Annotated in this window: 17 protein-coding genes, 2 tRNA genes and 2 rRNA genes; 8 read left to right on the plus strand and 13 right to left on the minus strand. The window is 53.5% G+C overall.

What is annotated here, in order from left to right:
• Positions 1-17: 17 nt before the first annotated feature.
• From ACOXYR_RS17140 to gmhB, 5 genes are all read right to left on the minus strand, one after another.
• Positions 18-2,921: ribosomal RNA gene (locus tag ACOXYR_RS17140) — 23S ribosomal RNA — on the minus strand.
• A gap of 173 nt (positions 2,922-3,094) precedes the next feature.
• Positions 3,095-3,170: transfer RNA gene (locus ACOXYR_RS17145), tRNA-Ala, on the minus strand.
• Between the two features lie 107 nt (positions 3,171-3,277).
• A tRNA-Ile gene (locus tag ACOXYR_RS17150) sits at positions 3,278-3,354 on the minus strand.
• 70 nt (positions 3,355-3,424) lie between these two features.
• Positions 3,425-4,965: ribosomal RNA gene (locus ACOXYR_RS17155) — 16S ribosomal RNA — on the minus strand.
• The 16S and 23S rRNA genes sit together here with 2 tRNA genes alongside, the layout of an rRNA operon.
• A 421-nt stretch (positions 4,966-5,386) precedes the next feature.
• Positions 5,387-5,950: a D-glycero-beta-D-manno-heptose 1,7-bisphosphate 7-phosphatase gene (gene gmhB, locus ACOXYR_RS17160; protein ID WP_231825318.1), complete on the minus strand. Its 564-nt coding sequence runs from the start codon at positions 5,948-5,950 to the stop codon at positions 5,387-5,389.
• A gap of 189 nt (positions 5,951-6,139) precedes the next feature.
• Here gmhB and metN point away from each other — a divergent pair, with 189 nt between their 5' ends.
• The 6 genes from metN to proS all read left to right on the plus strand — a co-directional run bounded on the left by metN (position 6,140) and on the right by proS (position 11,720).
• Positions 6,140-7,171 carry a methionine ABC transporter ATP-binding protein MetN gene (gene metN, locus ACOXYR_RS17165; protein ID WP_421356409.1) on the plus strand — a complete coding sequence of 344 codons (1,032 nt, stop codon included), beginning with the start codon at positions 6,140-6,142 and terminating at the stop codon, positions 7,169-7,171.
• A complete protein-coding gene (locus ACOXYR_RS17170) occupies positions 7,164-7,817 on the plus strand; it encodes a methionine ABC transporter permease MetI (RefSeq protein WP_015965818.1) in 654 nt (217 codons plus the stop codon). The genes metN and ACOXYR_RS17170 overlap by 8 nt, the downstream gene beginning before the upstream one ends.
• A 39-nt stretch (positions 7,818-7,856) precedes the next feature.
• On the plus strand, positions 7,857-8,672 hold the full coding sequence (gene metQ, locus ACOXYR_RS17175; RefSeq protein WP_108476947.1) for a methionine ABC transporter substrate-binding lipoprotein MetQ: 816 nt from the start codon (positions 7,857-7,859) through the stop codon (positions 8,670-8,672).
• Positions 8,673-8,780: 108 nt separating this feature from the next.
• Positions 8,781-9,185, plus strand: a complete 405-nt coding sequence (gene rcsF / locus ACOXYR_RS17180; protein WP_015965820.1) for an Rcs stress response system protein RcsF — start codon at positions 8,781-8,783, stop codon at positions 9,183-9,185.
• Positions 9,182-9,889, plus strand: coding sequence for a tRNA (N6-threonylcarbamoyladenosine(37)-N6)-methyltransferase TrmO (gene tsaA, locus ACOXYR_RS17185; RefSeq protein ID WP_421356408.1), 708 nt, complete (start codon positions 9,182-9,184; stop codon positions 9,887-9,889). The genes rcsF and tsaA overlap by 4 nt, the downstream gene beginning before the upstream one ends.
• A 112-nt stretch (positions 9,890-10,001) precedes the next feature.
• Positions 10,002-11,720, plus strand: a complete 1,719-nt coding sequence (proS, locus tag ACOXYR_RS17190) for a proline--tRNA ligase (RefSeq protein ID WP_189623625.1) — start codon at positions 10,002-10,004, stop codon at positions 11,718-11,720.
• 83 nt (positions 11,721-11,803) lie between these two features.
• On the opposite strand, the gene nlpE is transcribed toward proS, so the two are convergent.
• The 3 genes from nlpE to ACOXYR_RS17205 are packed head-to-tail and all read right to left on the minus strand — an operon-like array spanning position 11,804 to position 13,495.
• Positions 11,804-12,502, minus strand: a complete 699-nt coding sequence (gene nlpE, locus ACOXYR_RS17195) for an envelope stress response activation lipoprotein NlpE (RefSeq protein ID WP_373300326.1) — start codon at positions 12,500-12,502, stop codon at positions 11,804-11,806.
• 37 nt (positions 12,503-12,539) lie between these two features.
• The gene (gene arfB, locus ACOXYR_RS17200; protein ID WP_108476951.1) at positions 12,540-12,953 is read right to left on the minus strand and encodes an alternative ribosome rescue aminoacyl-tRNA hydrolase ArfB; all 414 of its coding nucleotides are present in this window, start codon (positions 12,951-12,953) and stop codon (positions 12,540-12,542) included.
• Positions 12,950-13,495: a YaeQ family protein gene (locus ACOXYR_RS17205; protein WP_189623626.1), complete on the minus strand. Its 546-nt coding sequence runs from the start codon at positions 13,493-13,495 to the stop codon at positions 12,950-12,952. The genes arfB and ACOXYR_RS17205 overlap by 4 nt, the downstream gene beginning before the upstream one ends.
• A 194-nt stretch (positions 13,496-13,689) precedes the next feature.
• On the opposite strand from ACOXYR_RS17205, the gene ACOXYR_RS17210 reads away from it, so the two are divergent.
• The gene (locus ACOXYR_RS17210) at positions 13,690-13,890 is read left to right on the plus strand and encodes a YaeP family protein (protein ID WP_015965826.1); all 201 of its coding nucleotides are present in this window, start codon (positions 13,690-13,692) and stop codon (positions 13,888-13,890) included.
• Positions 13,877-14,137: a Rho-binding antiterminator gene (rof, locus tag ACOXYR_RS17215; RefSeq protein WP_015965827.1), complete on the plus strand. Its 261-nt coding sequence runs from the start codon at positions 13,877-13,879 to the stop codon at positions 14,135-14,137. The genes ACOXYR_RS17210 and rof overlap by 14 nt, the downstream gene beginning before the upstream one ends.
• 16 nt (positions 14,138-14,153) lie before the next feature.
• Here the strand turns inward: rof and tilS are convergent, their stop codons facing one another.
• The 5 genes from tilS to dnaE all read right to left on the minus strand — a co-directional run bounded on the left by tilS (position 14,154) and on the right by dnaE (position 22,661).
• Positions 14,154-15,449, minus strand: coding sequence for a tRNA lysidine(34) synthetase TilS (tilS, locus tag ACOXYR_RS17220; protein WP_421356407.1), 1,296 nt, complete (start codon positions 15,447-15,449; stop codon positions 14,154-14,156).
• Positions 15,450-15,515: 66 nt separating this feature from the next.
• Positions 15,516-15,905: a VOC family protein gene (locus ACOXYR_RS17225; protein WP_407732096.1), complete on the minus strand. Its 390-nt coding sequence runs from the start codon at positions 15,903-15,905 to the stop codon at positions 15,516-15,518.
• Between the two features lie 45 nt (positions 15,906-15,950).
• Entirely contained in the window at positions 15,951-18,104 is a 2,154-nt protein-coding gene (gene ldcC / locus ACOXYR_RS17230) for a lysine decarboxylase LdcC (protein WP_421356406.1), read from the minus strand.
• Positions 18,105-18,206: 102 nt separating this feature from the next.
• Positions 18,207-19,166 (minus strand): acetyl-CoA carboxylase carboxyl transferase subunit alpha, encoded by a 960-nt coding sequence (accA, locus tag ACOXYR_RS17235; protein WP_108476957.1) that lies wholly within the window; start codon positions 19,164-19,166, stop codon positions 18,207-18,209.
• A gap of 12 nt (positions 19,167-19,178) precedes the next feature.
• The gene (gene dnaE, locus ACOXYR_RS17240; RefSeq protein ID WP_108476958.1) at positions 19,179-22,661 is read right to left on the minus strand and encodes a DNA polymerase III subunit alpha; all 3,483 of its coding nucleotides are present in this window, start codon (positions 22,659-22,661) and stop codon (positions 19,179-19,181) included.
• Positions 22,662-22,663: the final 2 nt, after the last annotated feature.

Consider the following 22,663-nt stretch of genomic DNA (forward strand, 5'->3'; position numbering starts at 1 on the left):
AACATCTTCGGCGTTGTAAGGTTAAGCCTCACGGTTCATTAGTACTGGTTAGCTCAATGCATCGCTGCACTTACACACCCAGCCTATCAACGTCGTCGTCTTCAACGTTCCTTCAGGAGACTTAAAGTCTCAGGGAGAACTCATCTCGGGGCAAGTTTCGTGCTTAGATGCTTTCAGCACTTATCTCTTCCGCATGTAGCTACCGGGCAATGCCATTGGCATGACAACCCGAACACCAGTGATGCGTCCACTCCGGTCCTCTCGTACTAGGAGCAGCCCCCTCAATTCTCCAGCGCCCACGGCAGATAGGGACCGAACTGTCTCACGACGTTCTAAACCCAGCTCGCGTACCACTTTAAATGGCGAACAGCCATACCCTTGGGACCTACTTCAGCCCCAGGATGTGATGAGCCGACATCGAGGTGCCAAACACCGCCGTCGATATGAACTCTTGGGCGGTATCAGCCTGTTATCCCCGGAGTACCTTTTATCCGTTGAGCGATGGCCCTTCCATTCAGAACCACCGGATCACTATGACCTGCTTTCGCACCTGCTCGCGCCGTCACGCTCGCAGTCAAGCTAGCTTATGCCATTGCACTAACCTCCTGATGTCCGACCAGGATTAGCTAACCTTCGTGCTCCTCCGTTACTCTTTGGGAGGAGACCGCCCCAGTCAAACTACCCACCAGACACTGTCCGCAACCCGGATCACGGGTCTACGTTAGAACATCAAACATTAAAGGGTGGTATTTCAAGGTTGGCTCCATGCAGACTGGCGTCCACACTTCAAAGCCTCCCACCTATCCTACACATCAAGGCTCAATGTTCAGTGTCAAGCTATAGTAAAGGTTCACGGGGTCTTTCCGTCTTGCCGCGGGTACACTGCATCTTCACAGCGAGTTCAATTTCACTGAGTCTCGGGTGGAGACAGCCTGGCCATCATTACGCCATTCGTGCAGGTCGGAACTTACCCGACAAGGAATTTCGCTACCTTAGGACCGTTATAGTTACGGCCGCCGTTTACCGGGGCTTCGATCAAGAGCTTCGCCTTACAGCTAACCCCATCAATTAACCTTCCGGCACCGGGCAGGCGTCACACCGTATACGTCCACTTTCGTGTTTGCACAGTGCTGTGTTTTTAATAAACAGTTGCAGCCAGCTGGTATCTTCGACTGATTTCAGCTCCACGGGTAAACCGCTTCACCTACATATCAGCGTGCCTTCTCCCGAAGTTACGGCACCATTTTGCCTAGTTCCTTCACCCGAGTTCTCTCAAGCGCCTTGGTATTCTCTACCTGACCACCTGTGTCGGTTTGGGGTACGATTCGATGTTACCTATAGCTTAGAGGCTTTTCCTGGAAGCAGGGCATTTGTCACTTCAGCACCGTAGTGCCTCGTCATCACGTCTCAGTCTTAAAGCAAACCGGATTTACCTGGTCTGCAAACCTACACGCTTAAACCGGGACAACCGTCGCCCGGCCAACATAGCCTTCTCCGTCCCCCCTTCGCAGTAACACCAAGTACAGGAATATTAACCTGTTTCCCATCGACTACGCCTTTCGGCCTCGCCTTAGGGGTCGACTCACCCTGCCCCGATTAACGTTGGACAGGAACCCTTGGTCTTCCGGCGTGCGGGTTTTTCACCCGCATTATCGTTACTTATGTCAGCATTCGCACTTCTGATACCTCCAGCATGCCTCACGACACACCTTCAACGGCTTACAGAACGCTCCCCTACCCAACAACACTTAGTGTCGCTGCCGCAGCTTCGGTGCACAGTTTAGCCCCGTTACATCTTCCGCGCAGGCCGACTCGACCAGTGAGCTATTACGCTTTCTTTAAATGATGGCTGCTTCTAAGCCAACATCCTGGCTGTCTGAGCCTTCCCACATCGTTTCCCACTTAACTGTGACTTTGGGACCTTAGCTGGCGGTCTGGGTTGTTTCCCTCTTCACGACGGACGTTAGCACCCGCCGTGTGTCTCCCGTGATAACATTCTTCGGTATTCGCAGTTTGCATCGGGTTGGTAAGTCGGGATGACCCCCTAGCCGAAACAGTGCTCTACCCCCGAAGATGAGTTCACGAGGCGCTACCTAAATAGCTTTCGGGGAGAACCAGCTATCTCCCGGTTTGATTGGCCTTTCACCCCCAGCCACAAGTCATCCGCTAATTTTTCAACATTAGTCGGTTCGGTCCTCCAGTTAGTGTTACCCAACCTTCAACCTGCCCATGGCTAGATCACCGGGTTTCGGGTCTATACCCTGCAACTTAACGCCCAGTTAAGACTCGGTTTCCCTTCGGCTCCCCTATTCGGTTAACCTTGCTACAGAATATAAGTCGCTGACCCATTATACAAAAGGTACGCAGTCACCTAACAAGTAGGCTCCCACTGCTTGTACGTACACGGTTTCAGGTTCTTTTTCACTCCCTCGCCGGGGTTCTTTTCGCCTTTCCCTCACGGTACTGGTTCACTATCGGTCAGTCAGGAGTATTTAGCCTTGGAGGATGGTCCCCCCATATTCAGACAGGATACCACGTGTCCCGCCCTACTCTTCGAGTTCACAGCATATGCATTTTGGTGTACGGGACTATCACCCTGTACCGTCGGACTTTCCAGACCGTTCCACTAACACACATGCTGATTCAGACTCTGGGCTGCTCCCCGTTCGCTCGCCGCTACTGGGGGAATCTCGGTTGATTTCTTTTCCTCGGGGTACTTAGATGTTTCAGTTCCCCCGGTTCGCTTCATTACGCTATGTATTCACGTAATGATAGTGTGACGAATCACACTGGGTTTCCCCATTCGGAAATCGCCGGTTATAACGGTTCATATCACCTTACCGACGCTTATCGCAGATTAGCACGTCCTTCATCGCCTCTGACTGCCAGGGCATCCACCGTGTACGCTTAGTCGCTTAACCTCACAACCCGAAGATGTTTCACTTCGCGTTGCGAAAATTTGAGAGACTCACGAATAATCTTTCGACTATTCAGTGTTTCAATTTTCAGCTTGATCCAGATTTTTAAAGAGCAAAACTTCGCAGTGAACCTTTTCAGGTACACTCTGAAGTTTTCTTGGTTTTTGCAGTAAAGATGGTGGAGCTATGCGGGATCGAACCGCAGACCTCCTGCGTGCAAAGCAGGCGCTCTCCCAGCTGAGCTATAGCCCCATCGTAGGTCAATCTCTGTAACCGTAATTCGTTTTGAGACAAGGCGTGGGATGGCGAAGCATACTGAAGTATGCGAGTCATTCCGCAACGCAGTATCAGAACGAATTTGGTAGGCCTGAGTGGACTTGAACCACCGACCTCACCCTTATCAGGGGTGCGCTCTAACCACCTGAGCTACAAGCCTGCAGAGATTTTTTACTGCTAATTTTCATCAGACAATCTGTGTGAGCACTTCAAGGAACGGTTCTTTAAGGTAAGGAGGTGATCCAACCGCAGGTTCCCCTACGGTTACCTTGTTACGACTTCACCCCAGTCATGAATCACAAAGTGGTAAGCGCCCTCCCGAAGGTTAAGCTACCTACTTCTTTTGCAACCCACTCCCATGGTGTGACGGGCGGTGTGTACAAGGCCCGGGAACGTATTCACCGTAGCATTCTGATCTACGATTACTAGCGATTCCGACTTCATGGAGTCGAGTTGCAGACTCAATCCGGACTACGACATACTTTATGAGGTCCGCTTGCTCTCGCGAGGTCGCTTCTCTTTGTATATGCCATTGTAGCACGTGTGTAGCCCTGGTCGTAAGGGCCATGATGACTTGACGTCATCCCCACCTTCCTCCAGTTTATCACTGGCAGTCTCCTTTGAGTTCCCGGCCTAACCGCTGGCAACAAAGGATAAGGGTTGCGCTCGTTGCGGGACTTAACCCAACATTTCACAACACGAGCTGACGACAGCCATGCAGCACCTGTCTCACAGTTCCCGAAGGCACCAAAGCATCTCTGCTAAGTTCTGTGGATGTCAAGACCAGGTAAGGTTCTTCGCGTTGCATCGAATTAAACCACATGCTCCACCGCTTGTGCGGGCCCCCGTCAATTCATTTGAGTTTTAACCTTGCGGCCGTACTCCCCAGGCGGTCGACTTAACGCGTTAGCTCCGGAAGCCACGCCTCAAGGGCACAACCTCCAAGTCGACATCGTTTACAGCGTGGACTACCAGGGTATCTAATCCTGTTTGCTCCCCACGCTTTCGCACCTGAGCGTCAGTCTTCGTCCAGGGGGCCGCCTTCGCCACCGGTATTCCTCCAGATCTCTACGCATTTCACCGCTACACCTGGAATTCTACCCCCCTCTACGAGACTCAAGCTTGCCAGTTTCAAATGCAGTTCCCAGGTTGAGCCCGGGGATTTCACATCTGACTTAACAAACCGCCTGCGTGCGCTTTACGCCCAGTAATTCCGATTAACGCTTGCACCCTCCGTATTACCGCGGCTGCTGGCACGGAGTTAGCCGGTGCTTCTTCTGCGAGTAACGTCAATTGCTGTGGTTATTAACCACAACACCTTCCTCCTCGCTGAAAGTACTTTACAACCCGAAGGCCTTCTTCATACACGCGGCATGGCTGCATCAGGCTTGCGCCCATTGTGCAATATTCCCCACTGCTGCCTCCCGTAGGAGTCTGGACCGTGTCTCAGTTCCAGTGTGGCTGGTCATCCTCTCAGACCAGCTAGGGATCGTCGCCTAGGTGAGCCATTACCCCACCTACTAGCTAATCCCATCTGGGCACATCCGATGGCAAGAGGCCCGAAGGTCCCCCTCTTTGGTCTTGCGACATTATGCGGTATTAGCTACCGTTTCCAGTAGTTATCCCCCTCCATCAGGCAGTTTCCCAGACATTACTCACCCGTCCGCCACTCGTCAGCAAAGCAGCAAGCTGCTTTCTGTTACCGTTCGACTTGCATGTGTTAGGCCTGCCGCCAGCGTTCAATCTGAGCCATGATCAAACTCTTCAATTTAAGTTTGATGCTCGTGAATTAAACTTCGTAATGAATTACGTGTTCACTCAGAGACTTGGTATTCATTTATCGTCTTGCGACGTTAAGAATCCGTATCGTTGAGTGCCCACACAGATTGTCTGATAAATTGTTAAAGAGCAGTTGCGACGCGCTTTAGCGGACTGTCGCGAGGTGGCGTATATTACGCTTTCCTCTCTCAGAGTCAACCCTGATTTTCAGGATTTTTCTCTTCAACCAACTCGGCTGTTTGTGTGAAGTGATTCACATCCGCCGTGTCGATGGAGGCGCATTATAGGGAGTTCTCTGAAGGCCGCAATAGAAAAATGACAGAAAAATGACTGACTGCTGCATTCCACAGCAACACCCCACTTTATACCCACTTGCCCACAGAGTTATCCACAAAAAGCCGTTTTAACCGGCCTTAGTTATGCGGCTTAACAAGCGCAGGCAGGTCCGCAAGGCTGTTAATCACAATATCTGCCGCCTGTTCCGCTTCCTCTGTTACCGGCTTTCCGGTGCGAACCAGAACCTTGGTGCCAACATTTGCCGCCGCAGCAGCCTGCATGTCTTCCAGTTTATCGCCCACCATATAAGAAGAAGCCATATCAATGTGCAGATACTCCTGGGCGGATTTGAACATACCCGGATGCGGTTTACGGCAATCACACACCTGGCGATACTCTTCTACCGTCCCCTGCGGGTGGTGCGGACAATAATAGATGCCATCCAGGTCAACGCCGCGATCGGCAAGCGACCAGTCCATCCACTCGGTCAGGGTTTCAAACTGCGCTTCGGTAAATTTGCCGCGCGCGATCCCGGACTGGTTAGTCACCAGCACCAGCGCATAACCCATCTCTTTTAATTTACGCATGGCATCAATAACGCCATCGATAAATTCAAAATCATCTATTTCATGGACATAACCATGATCGACATTAATCGTGCCATCACGATCGAGAAAAATAGCGGGTACAGACTTTGCCACCGTGTTGCTCCTGAATAAGGCGTGTGACGTTAGTATCTCATGTTTCGACGGGCAATAAAGTGCTGATCGTACAAAGCCGGATTGATTTAGACGTCTGGATGCCTTAACATCCGTTCAGTTGACGGCTATCGACCGTTTCTGGCAGAAGAAAATGCCACGGCAAACCTATAAGCGATAATAAATAGTCTAATGATTAAACTTTCGAATATCACCAAAGTGTTCCAGCAGGGGAACCGCACCATACAGGCGTTGAACAACGTTAGCCTGCATGTTCCTGCCGGGCAGATTTACGGCGTCATTGGCGCATCCGGCGCGGGTAAAAGCACGCTGATTCGCTGCGTAAACCTGCTTGAGCGTCCAACCCAGGGAAGCGTTGAAGTGGGTGGGCAGGAGCTGACTGCACTTTCCGAGGGCGAGCTGACCAAAGCACGCCGTCAAATTGGTATGATCTTCCAGCATTTTAACCTGCTCTCTTCCCGTACCGTTTTTGGTAACGTGGCATTACCGCTGGAGCTGGACAACACCCCGAAAGAGGAAGTGACACGTCGCGTCACGGAGTTGCTGGATCTGGTCGGTCTTGGCGATAAACACGACAGCTACCCGGCAAATCTCTCCGGTGGTCAGAAACAGCGCGTTGCGATTGCGCGCGCACTGGCAAGCAACCCGAAAGTACTCCTTTGCGATGAAGCCACCAGCGCGCTGGACCCGGCAACCACCCGTTCGATTCTCGAACTGCTGAAAGACATTAACCGCCGTCTTGGGTTGACGATCCTGCTCATCACCCACGAAATGGATGTAGTGAAACGTATCTGCGATTGTGTGGCCGTCATCAGCAACGGTGAGCTGATTGAACAGGATACGGTGAGCGAAGTTTTCTCCCATCCGAAAACCCCGCTGGCACAACAGTTTATTCAGTCTACGCTGCATCTGGACATCCCGGATGACTATCAGGCGCGCCTCAAAGCCGAACCATTCGCCGACAGCGTACCGATGCTACGTCTGGAATTCACCGGTCAATCCGTTGATGCGCCGCTGCTCTCCGAGACCGCGCGTCGCTTCAACGTTAACAACAACATTATTAGCGCGCAGATGGATTATGCCGGTGGCGTGAAGTTCGGCATCATGCTGACCGAAATGCACGGCGAACAAAACGATACACAAGCCGCCATTGCCTGGCTGCAACAACACCATGTAAAAGTAGAGGTACTGGGTTATGTCTGAGCCAATGATGTGGTTACTGGCGCGTGGCGTCTGGGAAACGCTGGCGATGACCTTTGTGTCCGGCTTTTTCGGTTTTGTAATTGGCTTACCGGCGGGCGTGCTGCTTTACGTTACGCGTCCGGGGCAAATTATTGAGAATGCCAAGCTGTATCGCATTCTGTCGGCACTGGTGAATATTTTCCGCTCTATTCCTTTTATTATCTTACTGGTATGGATGATTCCATTTACCCGCGTGATCGTCGGAACGTCAATCGGTTTGCAGGCTGCGATCGTTCCCCTGACCGTCGGTGCAGCACCGTTTATCGCCCGTATGGTGGAAAACGCCCTGCTGGAAATCCCTACCGGGCTGATTGAAGCCTCCCGCGCAATGGGTGCCACCCCGATGCAGATCGTCCGTAAAGTCCTGCTGCCGGAAGCGCTGCCGGGTCTGGTGAATGCAGCCACCATCACCCTGATTACGCTGGTTGGCTATTCCGCGATGGGCGGTGCCGTTGGCGCAGGTGGTTTGGGTCAGATTGGCTATCAGTACGGGTATATCGGTTATAACGCGACGGTAATGAATACAGTACTGGTATTACTGGTCGTTCTGGTTTATTTAATTCAGCTATCTGGCGATCGCATCGTTCGGACTGTGACTCATAAATAACGTAATAGACAACACAACTCGAAGAGTTAAGGAAATAACATGGCGTTTAAGTTTAAAACTTTTGCGGCGGTCGGCGCTCTGATCGGTACTCTGGCACTGGCGGGTTGCGGTCAGGACGAGAAAGATCCCAACCACATCAAAGTCGGCGTGATTGTCGGCGCGGAACAGCAGGTTGCTGAAGTTGCCCAGAAAGTAGCGAAAGAGAAATACGGCCTGGACGTAGAACTGGTGACCTTCAACGACTACGTACTGCCTAATGAAGCGCTGAGCAAAGGCGACATCGATGCAAACGCCTTCCAGCACAAACCGTATCTGGATCAGCAGATCAAAGACCGCGGCTACAAACTGGTTTCTGTAGGCTCCACTTTCGTTTACCCGATCGCGGGCTATTCGAAAAAAATCAAATCACTGGATGAACTGCAGCCGGGTTCACAGGTTGCCGTGCCTAACGATCCAACCAACCTTGGTCGTACCCTGCTGCTGTTGCAAAAAGTGGGTCTGATCAAACTGAAAGACGGCATTGGCCTGCTGCCAACCGTTCTGGATATCACCGAGAACCCGAAAAATCTGAAGATCGTTGAACTGGAAGCGCCGCAGCTGCCGCGTTCTCTGGATGACGCGCAAATCGCGCTGGCGGTCATCAACACCACTTATGCCAGCCAGATTGGTCTGACCCCGGCGAAAGACGGCATCTTTGTTGAAGATAAAGACTCCCCGTACGTAAACCTGATCGTGACTCGCGAAGACAACAAAGACGCGGAAAACGTGAAAAAATTCGTACAGGCTTACCAGTCTGACGAAGTGTACGAAGCGGCCAACAAAGTCTTCAACGGTGGCGCGGTAAAAGGCTGGTAAGTTAGCCTCGCTAAGCACTATCTTTCAGGACGGGCGCATGCCCGTCTTGTCATTTCTGCAAGCACCTGATTCAATAAGCGCTGGTCTATCATAATTCGAGGAAATACTATGCGTGCTTTACCGATCTGTTTAATAGCACTGATGTTAGGCGGCTGTTCGATGCTAAACAGATCTCCCGTTGAACCTGTTCAAAGCACCGCGTCTACGCCTAAAACGGAAACCGTAAAACCAAAACCTGTCCGCGCGACGCCGGTGAGAATCTACACCAAGGCGGAAGATTTGGTCGGTAAACCTTTCCGCGATTTAGGTGAAGTCTCCGGCGATTCCTGCCAGGCAACCAATCAGGACTCTCCGCCAAATATCCCGACTGCCCGCAAGCGTATGCAGATCAACGCCTCTAAAATGAAAGCGAACGCGGTTCTGCTGCACAGTTGCGAAGTCACCAGCGGTACGCCAGGCTGCTATCGTCAAGCCGTATGTATCGGTTCGGCGCTTAACGTCTCGGCGAAATGAGCACCTTTCAGTTCGAGCAGATAGGTGTTATCCGCTCACCGTATAAAGAGAAGTTTGCTGTGCCGCGCCAGCCAGGGCTCGTGAAAAGCGGCGGCGGCGAACTTCACTTGATTGCGCCTTATAACCAGGCCGATACCGTTCGCGGCCTGGAAGGGTTCAGCCATTTGTGGGTGCTGTTTGTTTTCCATCAGACGATGGAAGGCGGCTGGCGCCCCACGGTTCGTCCTCCTCGTCTGGGCGGCAATGCCCGCATGGGCGTCTTCGCTACGCGTTCGACCTTTCGTCCGAATCCCATCGGCATGTCGCTGGTTGAACTGCGAGGGATCCGCACCCACAAAGACCAGGTGATTCTGGAACTGGGTAGCCTGGATTTAGTGGATGGCACACCGGTGGTGGATATCAAACCCTATCTGCCGTTTGCTGAAGCCCTGCCTGAGGCTAACGCCAGCTATGCGCAGGACGCGCCACAGGCCGCTGTCGACATCGCGTTTACCACCGAAGTCCAGCAGCAGATTTTATTGCTGGAAAAACGGTATCCACGGCTACAGCAGTTTATCCGTGAAGTGCTGTCACAAGACCCGCGTCCGGCCTACCGTAAAAATGAAGAAGAAGGGAAAACTTACGCCGTTTGGCTACTTGATTTCAACGTGCGCTGGCGCGTAACGCCCGCAGGCTTTGAAGTCTTTGCGCTGGAGGCCAGGTAAATTCACTACACTCTCTTTTGACATCCCCTTCTCGCTGGTAAACTAAATCACTTTTTTTTTGCATCAGGCTTGATTTGAGCCTGTTCGATCGTCCAACTGGAACCGTAACAACATGCGTACTAGCCAATACCTGCTCTCCACTCTGAAGGAGACACCTGCCGACGCCGAGGTTATCAGCCACCAGCTGATGCTGCGCGCCGGGATGATCCGCAAGCTGGCCTCCGGGTTATACACCTGGCTGCCGACCGGCGTGCGCGTCCTGAAAAAAGTCGAAAACATCGTGCGTGAAGAGATGAACAACGCCGGTGCTATCGAGGTGTTAATGCCGGTAGTTCAGCCATCTGAACTATGGCAAGAGAGTGGTCGTTGGGAACAGTATGGCCCGGAACTGCTGCGTATTGCAGACCGTGGCGATCGTCCGTTCGTACTCGGCCCAACTCACGAAGAAGTCATCACCGACCTGATTCGCAATGAACTCAGCTCTTACAAACAGTTGCCGCTGAACTTCTACCAGATCCAGACGAAATTCCGTGACGAAGTTCGCCCGCGTTTCGGTGTGATGCGTTCCCGTGAATTCCTGATGAAAGATGCCTACTCTTTCCATACTTCTCAGGAATCCCTGCAGGAAACCTACGACGCCATGTACGCCGCTTACAGCAAAATCTTCAGCCGTATGGGTCTGGATTTCCGTGCTGTGCAGGCTGATACCGGTTCTATCGGCGGTAGCGCGTCCCACGAATTCCAGGTGCTGGCACAGAGTGGCGAAGATGACGTGATCTTCTCTGACTCATCTGATTACGCCGCTAACATCGAATTTGCCGAAGCCGTTGCGCCGAAAGAACCGCGCGCCGCTGCGACTCAGGAAATGACGCTGGTTGATACGCCGAACGCAAAAACCATCGCTGAGCTGGTTGAGCAGTTTAATCTGCCGATCGAAAAAACCGTCAAAACACTGCTGGTGAAAGCGGCGGAAGGCAGCAAATCTCCGCTGGTTGCGCTGCTGGTACGCGGTGACCACGAGCTGAACGAAGTCAAAGCTGAAAAACTGGCGCAGGTTGCCAGCCCGCTGACTTTCGCGACCGAAGAAGAAATTCGCGCGGTGGTAAAAGCAGGCCCTGGTTCTCTCGGCCCGGTAAACATGCCGATTCCGATGGTTATTGACCGCACCGTTGCTGTGATGAGCGACTTTGGCGCTGGCGCAAACATCGACGGTAAACACTACTTCGGTATCAACTGGGATCGCGATGTCGCGACGCCTGAAGTTGCGGATATCCGTAACGTGGTTGCCGGCGACCCGAGCCCGGACGGTAAAGGTACGCTGTTGATTAAACGTGGTATCGAAGTCGGCCACATCTTCCAGTTGGGTACCAAGTACTCGGAAGCGATGAAAGCCTCTGTACAGGGCGAAGATGGCCGTAACCAGATCCTGACCATGGGTTGCTATGGTATTGGGGTTACCCGTGTGGTTGCCGCTGCTATTGAGCAAAACTATGACGATCGTGGCATTCTGTGGCCAGAAGCAATCGCTCCGTTCCAGGTGGCGATTCTGCCAATGAACATGCACAAATCCTACCGCGTGCAGGAACTGGCTGAGAAGCTGTACGCAGAGCTGCGTGCTCAGGGTATCGAAGTGCTGATGGACGACCGTAAAGAGCGTCCGGGCGTGATGTTCGCAGATATGGAACTGATCGGTATTCCGCACACCATCGTGCTGGGCGACCGTAACCTCGACAACGACGACATCGAATACAAATACCGTCGTAGCGGCGAGAAACAGCTGATTAAAACCGGCGATATCGTCGATTTCCTGGTGAAAGCCATCAAAGGCTAAGTCGGGTTGGGATATGAAAAAGCCTCGCAATCGCGAGGCTTTTTTGTCGGGTGGTGCTGCACTTACCCGACCTACAGGCCGGATCAGTTACAATCTTTCCCCGGAATAAACTTCGTATTGCTGTCCGGTTGTAACGTTTTCACCATTTCGCCCGTATCCGGGTTGGCTTCCAGCGTGAAGTGCCCTTCCACCACCAGCAGCACCGGTTTGGTTTCCGTGCCGCGCGCGACTGCGTAATCACGTTCTAATTGCGCATTGCTGGCGACCGCCATCTGTTTGCCGGTCGCGCAATCGGTAAAGATTGCCGCATCCGCCATGTAGAAATACATCCCGCGCATCGCCATTGGCGTCGTCGGCAGGCTCGCCTTCACTGGTGCCAGCGTATAGTTGAGCGTGGACTCAATCGGATTACCTTCCTGATCGAGCATTTCCAGGTTATCCCCTTTCACCCGATACCAGGACTTCTCGCCTTTACTGTCGGTTAAAACCAACTTCCCGGCGGTACGCGCCCAGGTACCATAGCTGGCAAACGACGACGGCTCTTTCGTCACGCCCTGATAGCGTTCATTCATTACCCAGGTACCGTCTTTGGCAAGGAACAGCGAAGTTTCGATCCCTTCGCAATCGGCGCAAGGCAAAATGCCACGCCAGCTTTGTTGCATTGGTTTCAACTCAGCCATTTGCGCCGGGGCCAGCGTTTCTACTTCCGCACGATTGTTACACCCAAACAGTGCAAACAGCATACCGGCGGCAGCTATCGACAATATTGCTTTTTTCACCATCAAATCCCTCTTAGATTTCTTATTACGTCCGCAGTCGTTAGTAATTCACCTTGCCACGCAATGTTTTTACATTCGATTTTTGCGCCTTGGCATTCAGCCTGCGCTCTTTGGATGCGCGCGTAGGTCGGGTTGCACGCCGACTTTTTTGTTCTGCCGTTAATTCCTTAATGACAGCAATCAGCCGCGCAATCGCCGCTTCGCGATTCATTTCCTGACTGCGGTACTCCTGCGCTTTAATGATAAACACACCGTCGGCAGAAATTAAGTGGTGACTGGCTGCCAGCAGCTTCTCTTTATAATAGTCCGGCAGGCTGGAAGCGCGGATATCGAAGCGCAAATGGATTGCCGTCGATGCCTTATTGACGTGCTGGCCCCCCGCCCCCTGCGCCCGGATAGCGGTAATGGTTATCTCTTCATCCGGGATAGTGACCGCGCGTGAGAGAACGATCATGCCGGTTGCTGCCACGGCGTAAAATGAATTTCCAGATTATTCTGAGCATCCGATAACCAAATCGCACCTTCCTGCAACGTGGCCTGAAGCGTCATGGTGCGCGAGGCAAAGGCGCTGAGCTTCGCCAGTTGTTCATCATCCAGATACCAGATGCTCAGTTTGTCGAATGACGCCAGTTTGCTCTGGTTTTGTTGCCACCAGATTTCGGCGGCGCGGCTGTTATAGGTGAACAGCGCCACTTCCTTCGCCAGGCTGCACGCTTTCTTAATACGGCGCTCATCCGGCAGGCCGAGTTCAATCCACAAATCAATGCCCAGATGGTCGTTACGCAGCCAGATTTCCGGCTCATCATCGGCGCTCAGGCCACGAGTAAACTGGAGACGTTCATCGGCATATTTAATCCACGCCAGCAAGCGCAGCATCATGCGCTCCTGCGTTTCGGATGGATGCTGTGCGAGCGTCAGGGACGCATCGAGAAACTGGTTGCGGTCGATGTCAGCCACATTGACCACCGCCTTGTAAATTGTCGCTTTCAGTGCCATAGAGTAGCTCCTGTAAAAATGGCGCTCATTGTAACGAAATCAACGGTAAAAGGCTGTCGTGATTTACAGGAGCCGACATTCATCCTGCTGATAATGCTTAAATGAGTATGATATAGTCACCTTGCTAAACAGAGTTTATCTTCGTAGGCTTAACTTGCATCCACGGTTGAGTCAGAATGCTGACAGGAGGGCATGTGGACAATTATTGTGAGTTGATTCGTCAACGCTATGCGGAAATTGCCAGCGGAGATTTAGGGTACATCCCGGATGCGCTGGGTTGTGTACTGAAAGTATTGAATGAAGTTGCGGCGGATAGCGCCCTTTCAGAGTCGATCAGGGAAAAAGCGGCCTATGCGGCGGCAAACTTACTGGTGAGCGATTATGTCAATGAATGAGACCTATCAACCTATCAATTGTGATGACTATGACAATCTCGAGCTCGCCTGCCAGCATCACCTCGTGCTGACGCTGGAACTTAAAGATGGCGAAGTGCTGCAAGCGAAAGCCAGCGACCTGCTCTCGCGTAAAAACGTAGAGTATCTGGTACTTGAAGCCGGCGGAGAGAGCCGCGAAGTGCGCCTCGACCGCATTACCAGCTTCAGCCATCCGCAAATCGGCACCGTCGTGGTGAGCGAATCCTGAGTAAACAACGGGCAGCTTAGCTGCCCGTTTTTTTCCATTCCAGCTGTAAACCAGTTCCTGGCGTTATCGCCCCATCCTGCGTCACAAACCGCCCCGCCGCTGCTATCAACACATCGTTATAAAACAGCAGCGGCGTGGTGTCGCGCTGCCACGGCGGGACGCCCAGTTCCTGCCAGATTTTCTTCAGCTTGCGCCCCCCGTTTCGTCCCACTATATGCAGCGTGCCTGGGGCTTTAAAGCGGATAGAAACAGTTTCATTTTCATAAGGGGGACGGATGTCGCCGCCTGAGGCCAAACGGACACTTCCGACGGGTAAATTCAGGCACTGGATAATATCAGGCCAAAGAAACGTTTTATCCCCCGGCGATACAATCGTTTTTACCCACCAAAGTTGTTGCTGGTAGCGACGAATTTCATGATCGCCATGACGCAGACACGGGGCCGCATCCTCTCGCGCTTCGACAATTTCCTCCCAGATACGCGTCAGCATATCGCGCGATGGCATAGCGGCATGATGCAACGCCAGCCAACGGCGTATCAGCGCGGCACGCCTAGGGGCACTCATGGCCAGCATCGGCGGCAGATTCAGCGCGCCTTCCGGTGTCACCAGGCGGGTCAGTTCCCCGGCCAGCAGCTCATCCAGCAGTTGCTCCTGTTCGGCACAAAGCGCCGCGCTGCGGGCAGTGGCTTGCGCAAAATGAGGCCAGCGCTCGCTTAGCACAGGTACAACGCGCAGACGCAGGAAATTCCGGTCGTAGGCATCGTCCTGATTGCTCTCATCTTCAATCCACGAGAGCTGGTGCGCTTGCGCCCACGCCAGCAGTGAAGCGCGCGATGCATTCAGCAAAGGGCGAAGCAGAAGCCCCTTCGCAAACGGCATGCGGGCAGGCATGGCGGAAAGTCCCGCCGGGCCGCTTCCGCGCTTGAGCGCCAGCAGGAAGGTTTCACATTGATCGTCCAGATGCTGCGCCGTGACCAACGCCTCACCTGCATGCAACGCCTCACTGAACGCCTGATACCGCGCCTGCCGGGCCTGCGCTTCAATCCCCAGCCCATCCTGGGCCAGCGTCACGCGCACAACCTGTAACGGGACGTTCCACGCAGTGCATTGCTGCTGGCAATGCGCAACCCAGGCATCCGCGTGCTGGCTCAGGCCGTGGTGAATATGGATTGCCCGTAGCATGACGGATGGATTTTCCTGCCGCCAGCATACCAGTTGATGCAGCAATACCGTGGAGTCCAGGCCACCGCTGAAGGCCACCAGAAACTGGCGGTGAGGCTCAAGGGATAAAGTAAATGCAGGCGTCGTCATGATGTTGTCATTAGAAGGCCAGGATTGGCCCGGCACGTTACCGGGCCGGGCTCAGAGTTGCAAGCCCTACTGCTGATACAGTTCCAGCGGCAGGCCGTCGGGGTCATTAAAAAAGGTAAAGCGTTTATTCGTAAAGGGATCAACACGAATCGCTTCGCACGTTACGCCGTGCGTCTGCAAATGCGCGACCGCCGCATCAATATCCTCAACGCTGAAGGCCAGATGACGCAGTCCACAGGCCTCCGGGCGGCTTGGACGCGCGGGCGGGAACGGAAATGAAAACAGCTCAATCACATACTGCCCGTTCAGCGCCAGATCGCCCTTCCAGGAATCGCGCTCTTCGCGATAAAACTCGCTCTGCAGAGTAAACCCCAGAATGTCGCAGTAGAATGCCTTACTCTTCGCGTAATCGGTCGCAATAATGGCAATATGGTGAATCTGTTTTAAACCCAGCATTCTTATTCTCCTTTATCGTTTTCAGCACGTTACCTGTGCCAGGGCTTAATGCGCAACCCCTTCGCCATTTTTTAAGACTCGAACCCGGTAAACACCGTTCTCATCACACTTCGCGCCGTGTATATCCGTCTCGAAGCCCGGATAGTGACGTCCAACAGAACATAGCATCAGCAGGAAATCGAGCACCGAGCGGCTCTCTTCGGTGATCATCTCACCCGGCATCAGCAAAGGCACGCCCGGCGGATAAGGCAGGATCATATTGGCCGAAACGCGCCCCACCACCTCTTCCAGCGCCACCGTTTCAACATCGCCTTTGATCTGACGTTGCCATGCCTGATGCGGCGTCATTTTCATTTCGGGCAGCACGTCGAACGCGCGCAGCATCAAGCGCGGCAGATCGTGCTGGCGGATCAGTTTATGGATCCCCTGTGCCAGATCCTGTATGCGCATATTCCGGTAGAAATCCGGATCTTCCGCGTAGAGATCCGGCAGCATGTTTTTTACCCGCAGATTAAGATCGTAGGCGCGTTTGAACTCCGTCAGCCCGCGTAGCAGGCCCATCGCACGGGTTTTATCGATACCGATACTGAAGAGGAATAGCAGATTATAGGGCCCGGTTTTCTCCACTACCACGCCGTGTTCATCGAGATATTTCGCCACCAGCGCCGCAGGAATACCTTCGTCGCTCATGTTACCCTGCTCATCCATACCCGGCGTCAGGATGGTCACTTTGACCGGGTCGAGGAACATATGGTCACTGTCGGCGTCGGTAAAACCATGCCAGTCCGCGCCAGGCGAAACTGGCCAGCATTCCGCTTCATCAATCTCCTCCGGCTGCCAGATGTCAAAGAACCAGCTGTCCGACTCTTCACGCAGTCGCTGAACCTCTTTGCGGAAATGCAGCGCACGCTCGACTGAACGGGTAATCAGGCGCTTGCCTGGATTGCCGCGCAGCATCGCCGCCGCCGTTTCAATCGAGGCGACAATCGGGTAACTCGGCGATGTCGAGGTGTGCATCATAAAAGCTTCGTTGAAGGTATCTTCATCGTAGTCGCCTTTGATGTGAATAAGCGAAGCCTGTGACAGTGCGGCCAGCATTTTATGCGTCGACTGCGTTTCGAAGAACACTTTCCCCGGTACGCGCTCGCCGCTCATGCCGCTTTTGCCCTGATAAATCGGGTGGAAGTGAGTATACGGTACCCATGCAGAGTCGAAATGAATTGACGGCACATCCAGCGTTTGCTTGATCCAGTTGGTGTTATACAGAAGGCCATCGTAGGTGGAATTGGTGATCACCGCATGTACCGGCCACTGTGCATTTTTAGTCGCATCAACTTTCTGTTGCAGGCTGTCGCGGGTAAATTCATGACGAGGGATACCGCCGAGAATACCGAGCGCGTTACGGGTCGGCTTCAGCCACAGCGGCACCACATCGCTCATCATCAGCAAATGCGCGAGCGATTTATGGCAGTTACGGTCAATCAACAGCGTACTGCCCGCGGGCGCAGCGTACATGCCGACAATTTTGTTCGACGTCGAGGTGCCGTTGGTCACCATGTAGCTCTGTTCAGCGCCAAAGGTACGGGCAATATACTCTTCCGCTTCCAGATGCGGGCCGGTGTGATCGAGCAGCGAACCCAGCTCGGTCACGGAAATCGAGACATCCGCCTTCAGCGTATTAGCGCCAAAAAAGTCATAGAACAAGCAGCCAATCGGGCTTTTTTGATACGCCGTTCCCGCCATATGCCCTGGCGTGCAGAAGGTGTACTTACCTTCGTTAACATAGGTAAACAACGCTTTGGTGAACGGCGGCGTAATGTTATCCAGATACTCATCCGTGTACTGGCGGATGCGAGTGGCGATATCACCAGACTGCCCCAGCGCATATTCAAAGAACCACAGCGCCATCCGCAAATCGTGGACGCTTACGTCCATCGTCGAATGGGTGTTAATAAAGGCGTAGAGGGGGAGATATTCGTTTAGCTGATTGATCTCGCTACACAGGTCAACGTTGTATTCGTCCCAGTCGAAAATAACGCCACAGATACGCGGGTTATGCTCAATAAATTTCAGCAGGTCAGCGCTGTTTTGCGGCCAGATGATTTTGAAGCCCTGCGCGAGTAGCGCGCTTTCCAGCTCCTTGATGGGCTCGTCTTTGTAGTAGACGCCGTGCGGCCCCATTATGGCGATTATATTCATGCGCTCCTCCTGGAAATGTTAGCTAATGATAGCCCAGCTGAATCGCAGATAAAAAAAAGGGTCACGCAATGTGACCCTTTTTAGCAAATATCTTAAGAACGCTTACGCGTAGCCGTAACTCATCAGACGCTGATAGCGACGATTTTTAAGGTCATCGGTACTCAGCACATCGAGATCGGCCAGGTCTTCCAGCAGTTGTGCTTTCAGCGATGCCGCCATTGCTTCCGGGTTACGGTGGGCGCCACCCAGCGGTTCTGGAATGATAGAGTCAATCAGCTTCAGCTCTTTCAGACGCGGAGCAATGATGCCCATCGCTTCTGCGGCCAGCGGAGCTTTATCCGCGCTTTTCCACAGAATAGACGCACAGCCTTCCGGCGAAATAACCGAATAGGTGCTGTACTGGAGCATATTCACTTTATCACCCACGCCAATCGCCAGCGCGCCGCCGGAGCCACCTTCACCGATAACGGTACAGATAACCGGCACGCTCAGACGTGACATTTCACGCAGGTTGCGAGCAATTGCTTCAGACTGACCACGCTCTTCCGCACCCACGCCCGGGTAGGCCCCCGGAGTGTCGATGAAAGTGATGACAGGCATTTTGAAGCGCTCAGCCATCTCCATCAGACGCAGGGCTTTACGGTAACCTTCTGGTGCTGGCATACCGAAATTGCGACGGATTTTCTCTTTGGTTTCACGGCCTTTCTGATGACCAATGATCATCACCGGACGTCCATCCAGACGCGCGATCCCACCCACGATAGCTTTATCGTCAGCATAAGCGCGGTCGCCGGCCAGTTCGTCAAATTCATCAAACGCCAGGCGGACATAATCCAGGGTGTACGGGCGCTGCGGATGGCGCGCCAGTTGGGCTACCTGCCATGCGCCGAGATCGGCAAAGATTTTGCGCGTCAGCTCTACGCTTTTTTCGCGCAGACGATGCACTTCCTCGTCGATGTTAATATCCAGTTTCTCATCCTGACGGCTAACCGCAGTCAGAGAATCGATTTTCGCTTCCAGCTCTGCGATCGGCTGTTCAAAATCAAGGAAATTCAGACTCATAGTATTCCTGTATTAGTCAAACTCCAGTTCCACCTGCTCCGAACCAATAAGGCCACGCAGATCGTTGAGTAAACGATCGCTCGGAGAGACACGCCACGTTGCGCCGAAACGCAATCGCGCACGTGCATCCGCCCTCTGATAGTAGAGATGTACTGGAATTGTCCCAGAGCGGTGGGGTTCCAGAGACTGACGGAGTCGGTTTAAAAGCTGGTCATCAATTTGCCTGTCCGTCAGCGAGATAGCAAGCCCGCGAGCATATTTTTCCCGGGCTTCGTCAATATCCATAACTTCGCGGGCCATCATTTTAAGCCCGCCGCTGAAGTCATCAAAGCTGACCTGTCCGCTGACGATAAGTATGCGGTCTTTTTCCAGCAAATGCTGGTATTTATCCAGCGCCTCGGTAAACAACATCACTTCGAGACGTCCGGAACGGTCATCCAGCGTGCAGATGCCGATACGATTGCCGCGCTTGGTGACCATTACCCGCGCGGCAATGACGAGCCCCGCAGCCGTGGTCACTTTACCACGTTCTGTCGGATGCATGTCTTTTAGCCTGTAGCCTCCGACATAGCGCTCAATTTCTTTTAAATACTGGTTTATCGGGTGCCCCGTCAGGTACAGACCCAACGTTTCCCGTTCACCATCCAGCACCACCTGTTCCGGCCACGGCAGGCAGTTGGCGTAGGATTGTTCAATCTGTTCCGGCTCTTCCGCCAGCACGCCAAACATATCGGCCTGCCCGATAGCTTCCGCTTTCGCGTGTTGATCCGCGGCTTTCAGCGCATCGCCAAGCGAGTTCATCAACGCCGCACGGTGCGGGCCAAGCCGGTCGAACGCGCCGGACATGATCAGTTTTTCCAGCACGCGACGATTCAGTTTTTTAGTATCTGTACGCGCGCACAGGTCGAACAGTTCGCGGAAATAGCCGCCGTTGTTACGCGCCTCGATGATAGCCTCAATCGGCCCTTCACCCACGCCTTTAATCGCGCCGATACCATACACGATTTCCCCGTCATCATTAACGTGGAAATGATATAAACCGGAGTTAATATCAGGCGGCAGGATTTTTAGCCCCATTCGCCAGCACTCATCCACCAGCCCGACCACCTTCTCGGTGTTGTCCATATCCGCGGTCATTACCGCTGCCATAAACTCTGCCGGATAGTGCGCTTTTAGCCAAAGCGTTTGGTAGGAGACCAGCGCATAGGCGGCGGAGTGCGATTTGTTAAACCCGTAACCGGCGAATTTCTCCACCAGGTCAAAGATTTTCATCGCCAGTTCGCCATCAACACCGCGTTTTTTCGCACCTTCTTCGAACGCGCCGCGCTGCTTGGCCATCTCTTCGGGCTTTTTCTTACCCATCGCACGACGCAGCATATCCGCGCCGCCGAGGGTATAGCCGGACAGCTCCTGGGCAATCTGCATCACCTGTTCCTGGTACAGGATAATGCCGTAGGTCGGCTCCAGTACCGGTTTCAGGCATTCGTGCTGCCACTGAACGTCCGGATAGGAAATTTCTTCGCGACCGTGCTTACGGTCGATAAAGTTATCTACCATCCCGGATTGCAACGGGCCCGGACGGAACAGGGCCACGAGAGCAATCATATCTTCGAAGCAGTCAGGTTGCAGACGTTTAATCAGGTCTTTCATGCCGCGCGATTCAAGCTGGAATACCGCTGTGGTTTCCGAGCGTTGCAGCATGTCGAAGCTTTTTTTGTCATCCAGCGGGATGGCGGCGATATCCAGCGGCGGCTCGCCATTTTTCTCGCGGCGGGCGTTGATCATCTCCAGCGCCCAGTTGATGATGGTCAGGGTTCGCAACCCCAGGAAGTCAAACTTCACCAGCCCCGCATATTCGACGTCACTTTTATCGAACTGGGTAACCGGGTGCTGACCCGCTTCATCACAGTAAAGTGGCGCAAAATCGGTGATTTTTGTCGGCGAGATCACCACACCACCGGCGTGCTTACCGGCGTTTCGGGTAACACCTTCCAGCTTGCGCGCCATGTCGATCAGCGCTCTGACCTCCTCGTCCGCTTCGTAGATTTCCGGCAGTTGAGGTTCCGCTTCGAAGGCTTTCGCCAGCGTCATCCCGGGATCGGGTGGCACCAGTTTTGAAATGCGATCGACGAAGCCGTAGGGATGACCGAGCACGCGACCTACGTCGCGAATAACCGCTTTTGCCGCCATCGTACCGAAGGTGATGATCTGCGATACCGCGTCACGACCGTACATCTCCGCTACGTGATCGATAACCCGATCGCGTTTCTCCATACAGAAGTCAACGTCGAAGTCAGGCATTGAGACACGTTCCGGGTTAAGGAAACGTTCGAACAGCAGGTCAAATTCCAGCGGGTCGAGGTCGGTAATTTTCAGCGCGTACGCCACCAGAGAACCCGCACCGGAACCACGCCCTGGCCCAACCGGCACACCGTTATCTTTTGACCACTGGATAAATTCCATTACGATCAAGAAGTAACCGGGGAAGCCCATCTGGTTAATAACTTTGAGTTCCGTTTCCAGACGCTCGTCATACGGAGGCCGACGCTTTTTACGCTCTTCTTCATCCGGAAACAGAAACGCCAGACGCTCTTCCAGGCCTTCATGTGATTTAGCGATCAGGAAGTCTTCGGTGCTCATATTCCCGGTCGGGAATTGCGGCAGGAAGTATTCACCCAGACGTACCGTGACGTTACAACGTTTAGCTATTTCGACGGTATTTTCGAGCGCTTCCGGGATGTCGGCAAACAGCTCGCACATCTCCTCTTCGCTGCGCATATACTGCTGCGGCGAATAATTGCGCGGACGTTTCGGATCATCAAGCGTAAAGCCATCGTGGATGGCAACGCGAATTTCGTGGGCGTCAAAGTCACCGCTTTCCAGGAAACGGACATCATTGGTTGCAACGACTGGCAGACCGCGTGCTTCCGCCAGCGCAACGGCAGCATGCAAATAAGGTTCTTCATCCGGCCGACCGGTACGAATAAGTTCGAGGAAGTAGCAGTTCGGAAAGTGTTCTTCATAGAATGAAACACACTCTTCCACCAGTTGCGTATTGCCACGCAGCAGGCAGCGCCCGACGTCGCCCATGCGACCACCGGAGAGCAGGATCAGCCCCTCTTTCAGTTCGACTAACCAGTCGCGATCGATCCACGGGCCAGCAGCGCCATAGCCACGCTGATAGGCGCGCGATATCAGCAGCGTCAGGTTCTGGTAGCCCGTATTATTGGCGGCCAGCACGGTGAGCTGTGTCAGTTCATCGCCAAGCAGATCGCACTGCACATGGAAATCGGCACCGACGATCGGTTTGATCCCCGCACCATGGCCTGCACCATAAAACTTCACCAGACCACAGAGGTTGGTGAAATCGGTGATCGCCAGTGCCGGCTGGCCTAACGCCGCCGCCTTTTTCACCAGCGGCGCCGTTTTCGCCAGGCCATCGATCATGGAGTAGTCACTGTGCACCCGAAGGTGTACGAAACGTGGTTCAGCCATTG

The sequence above is a fragment of the Pseudocitrobacter faecalis genome, assembly GCF_965231525.1.
In the GTDB taxonomy this organism is placed as follows: domain Bacteria; phylum Pseudomonadota; class Gammaproteobacteria; order Enterobacterales; family Enterobacteriaceae; genus Pseudocitrobacter; species Pseudocitrobacter faecalis.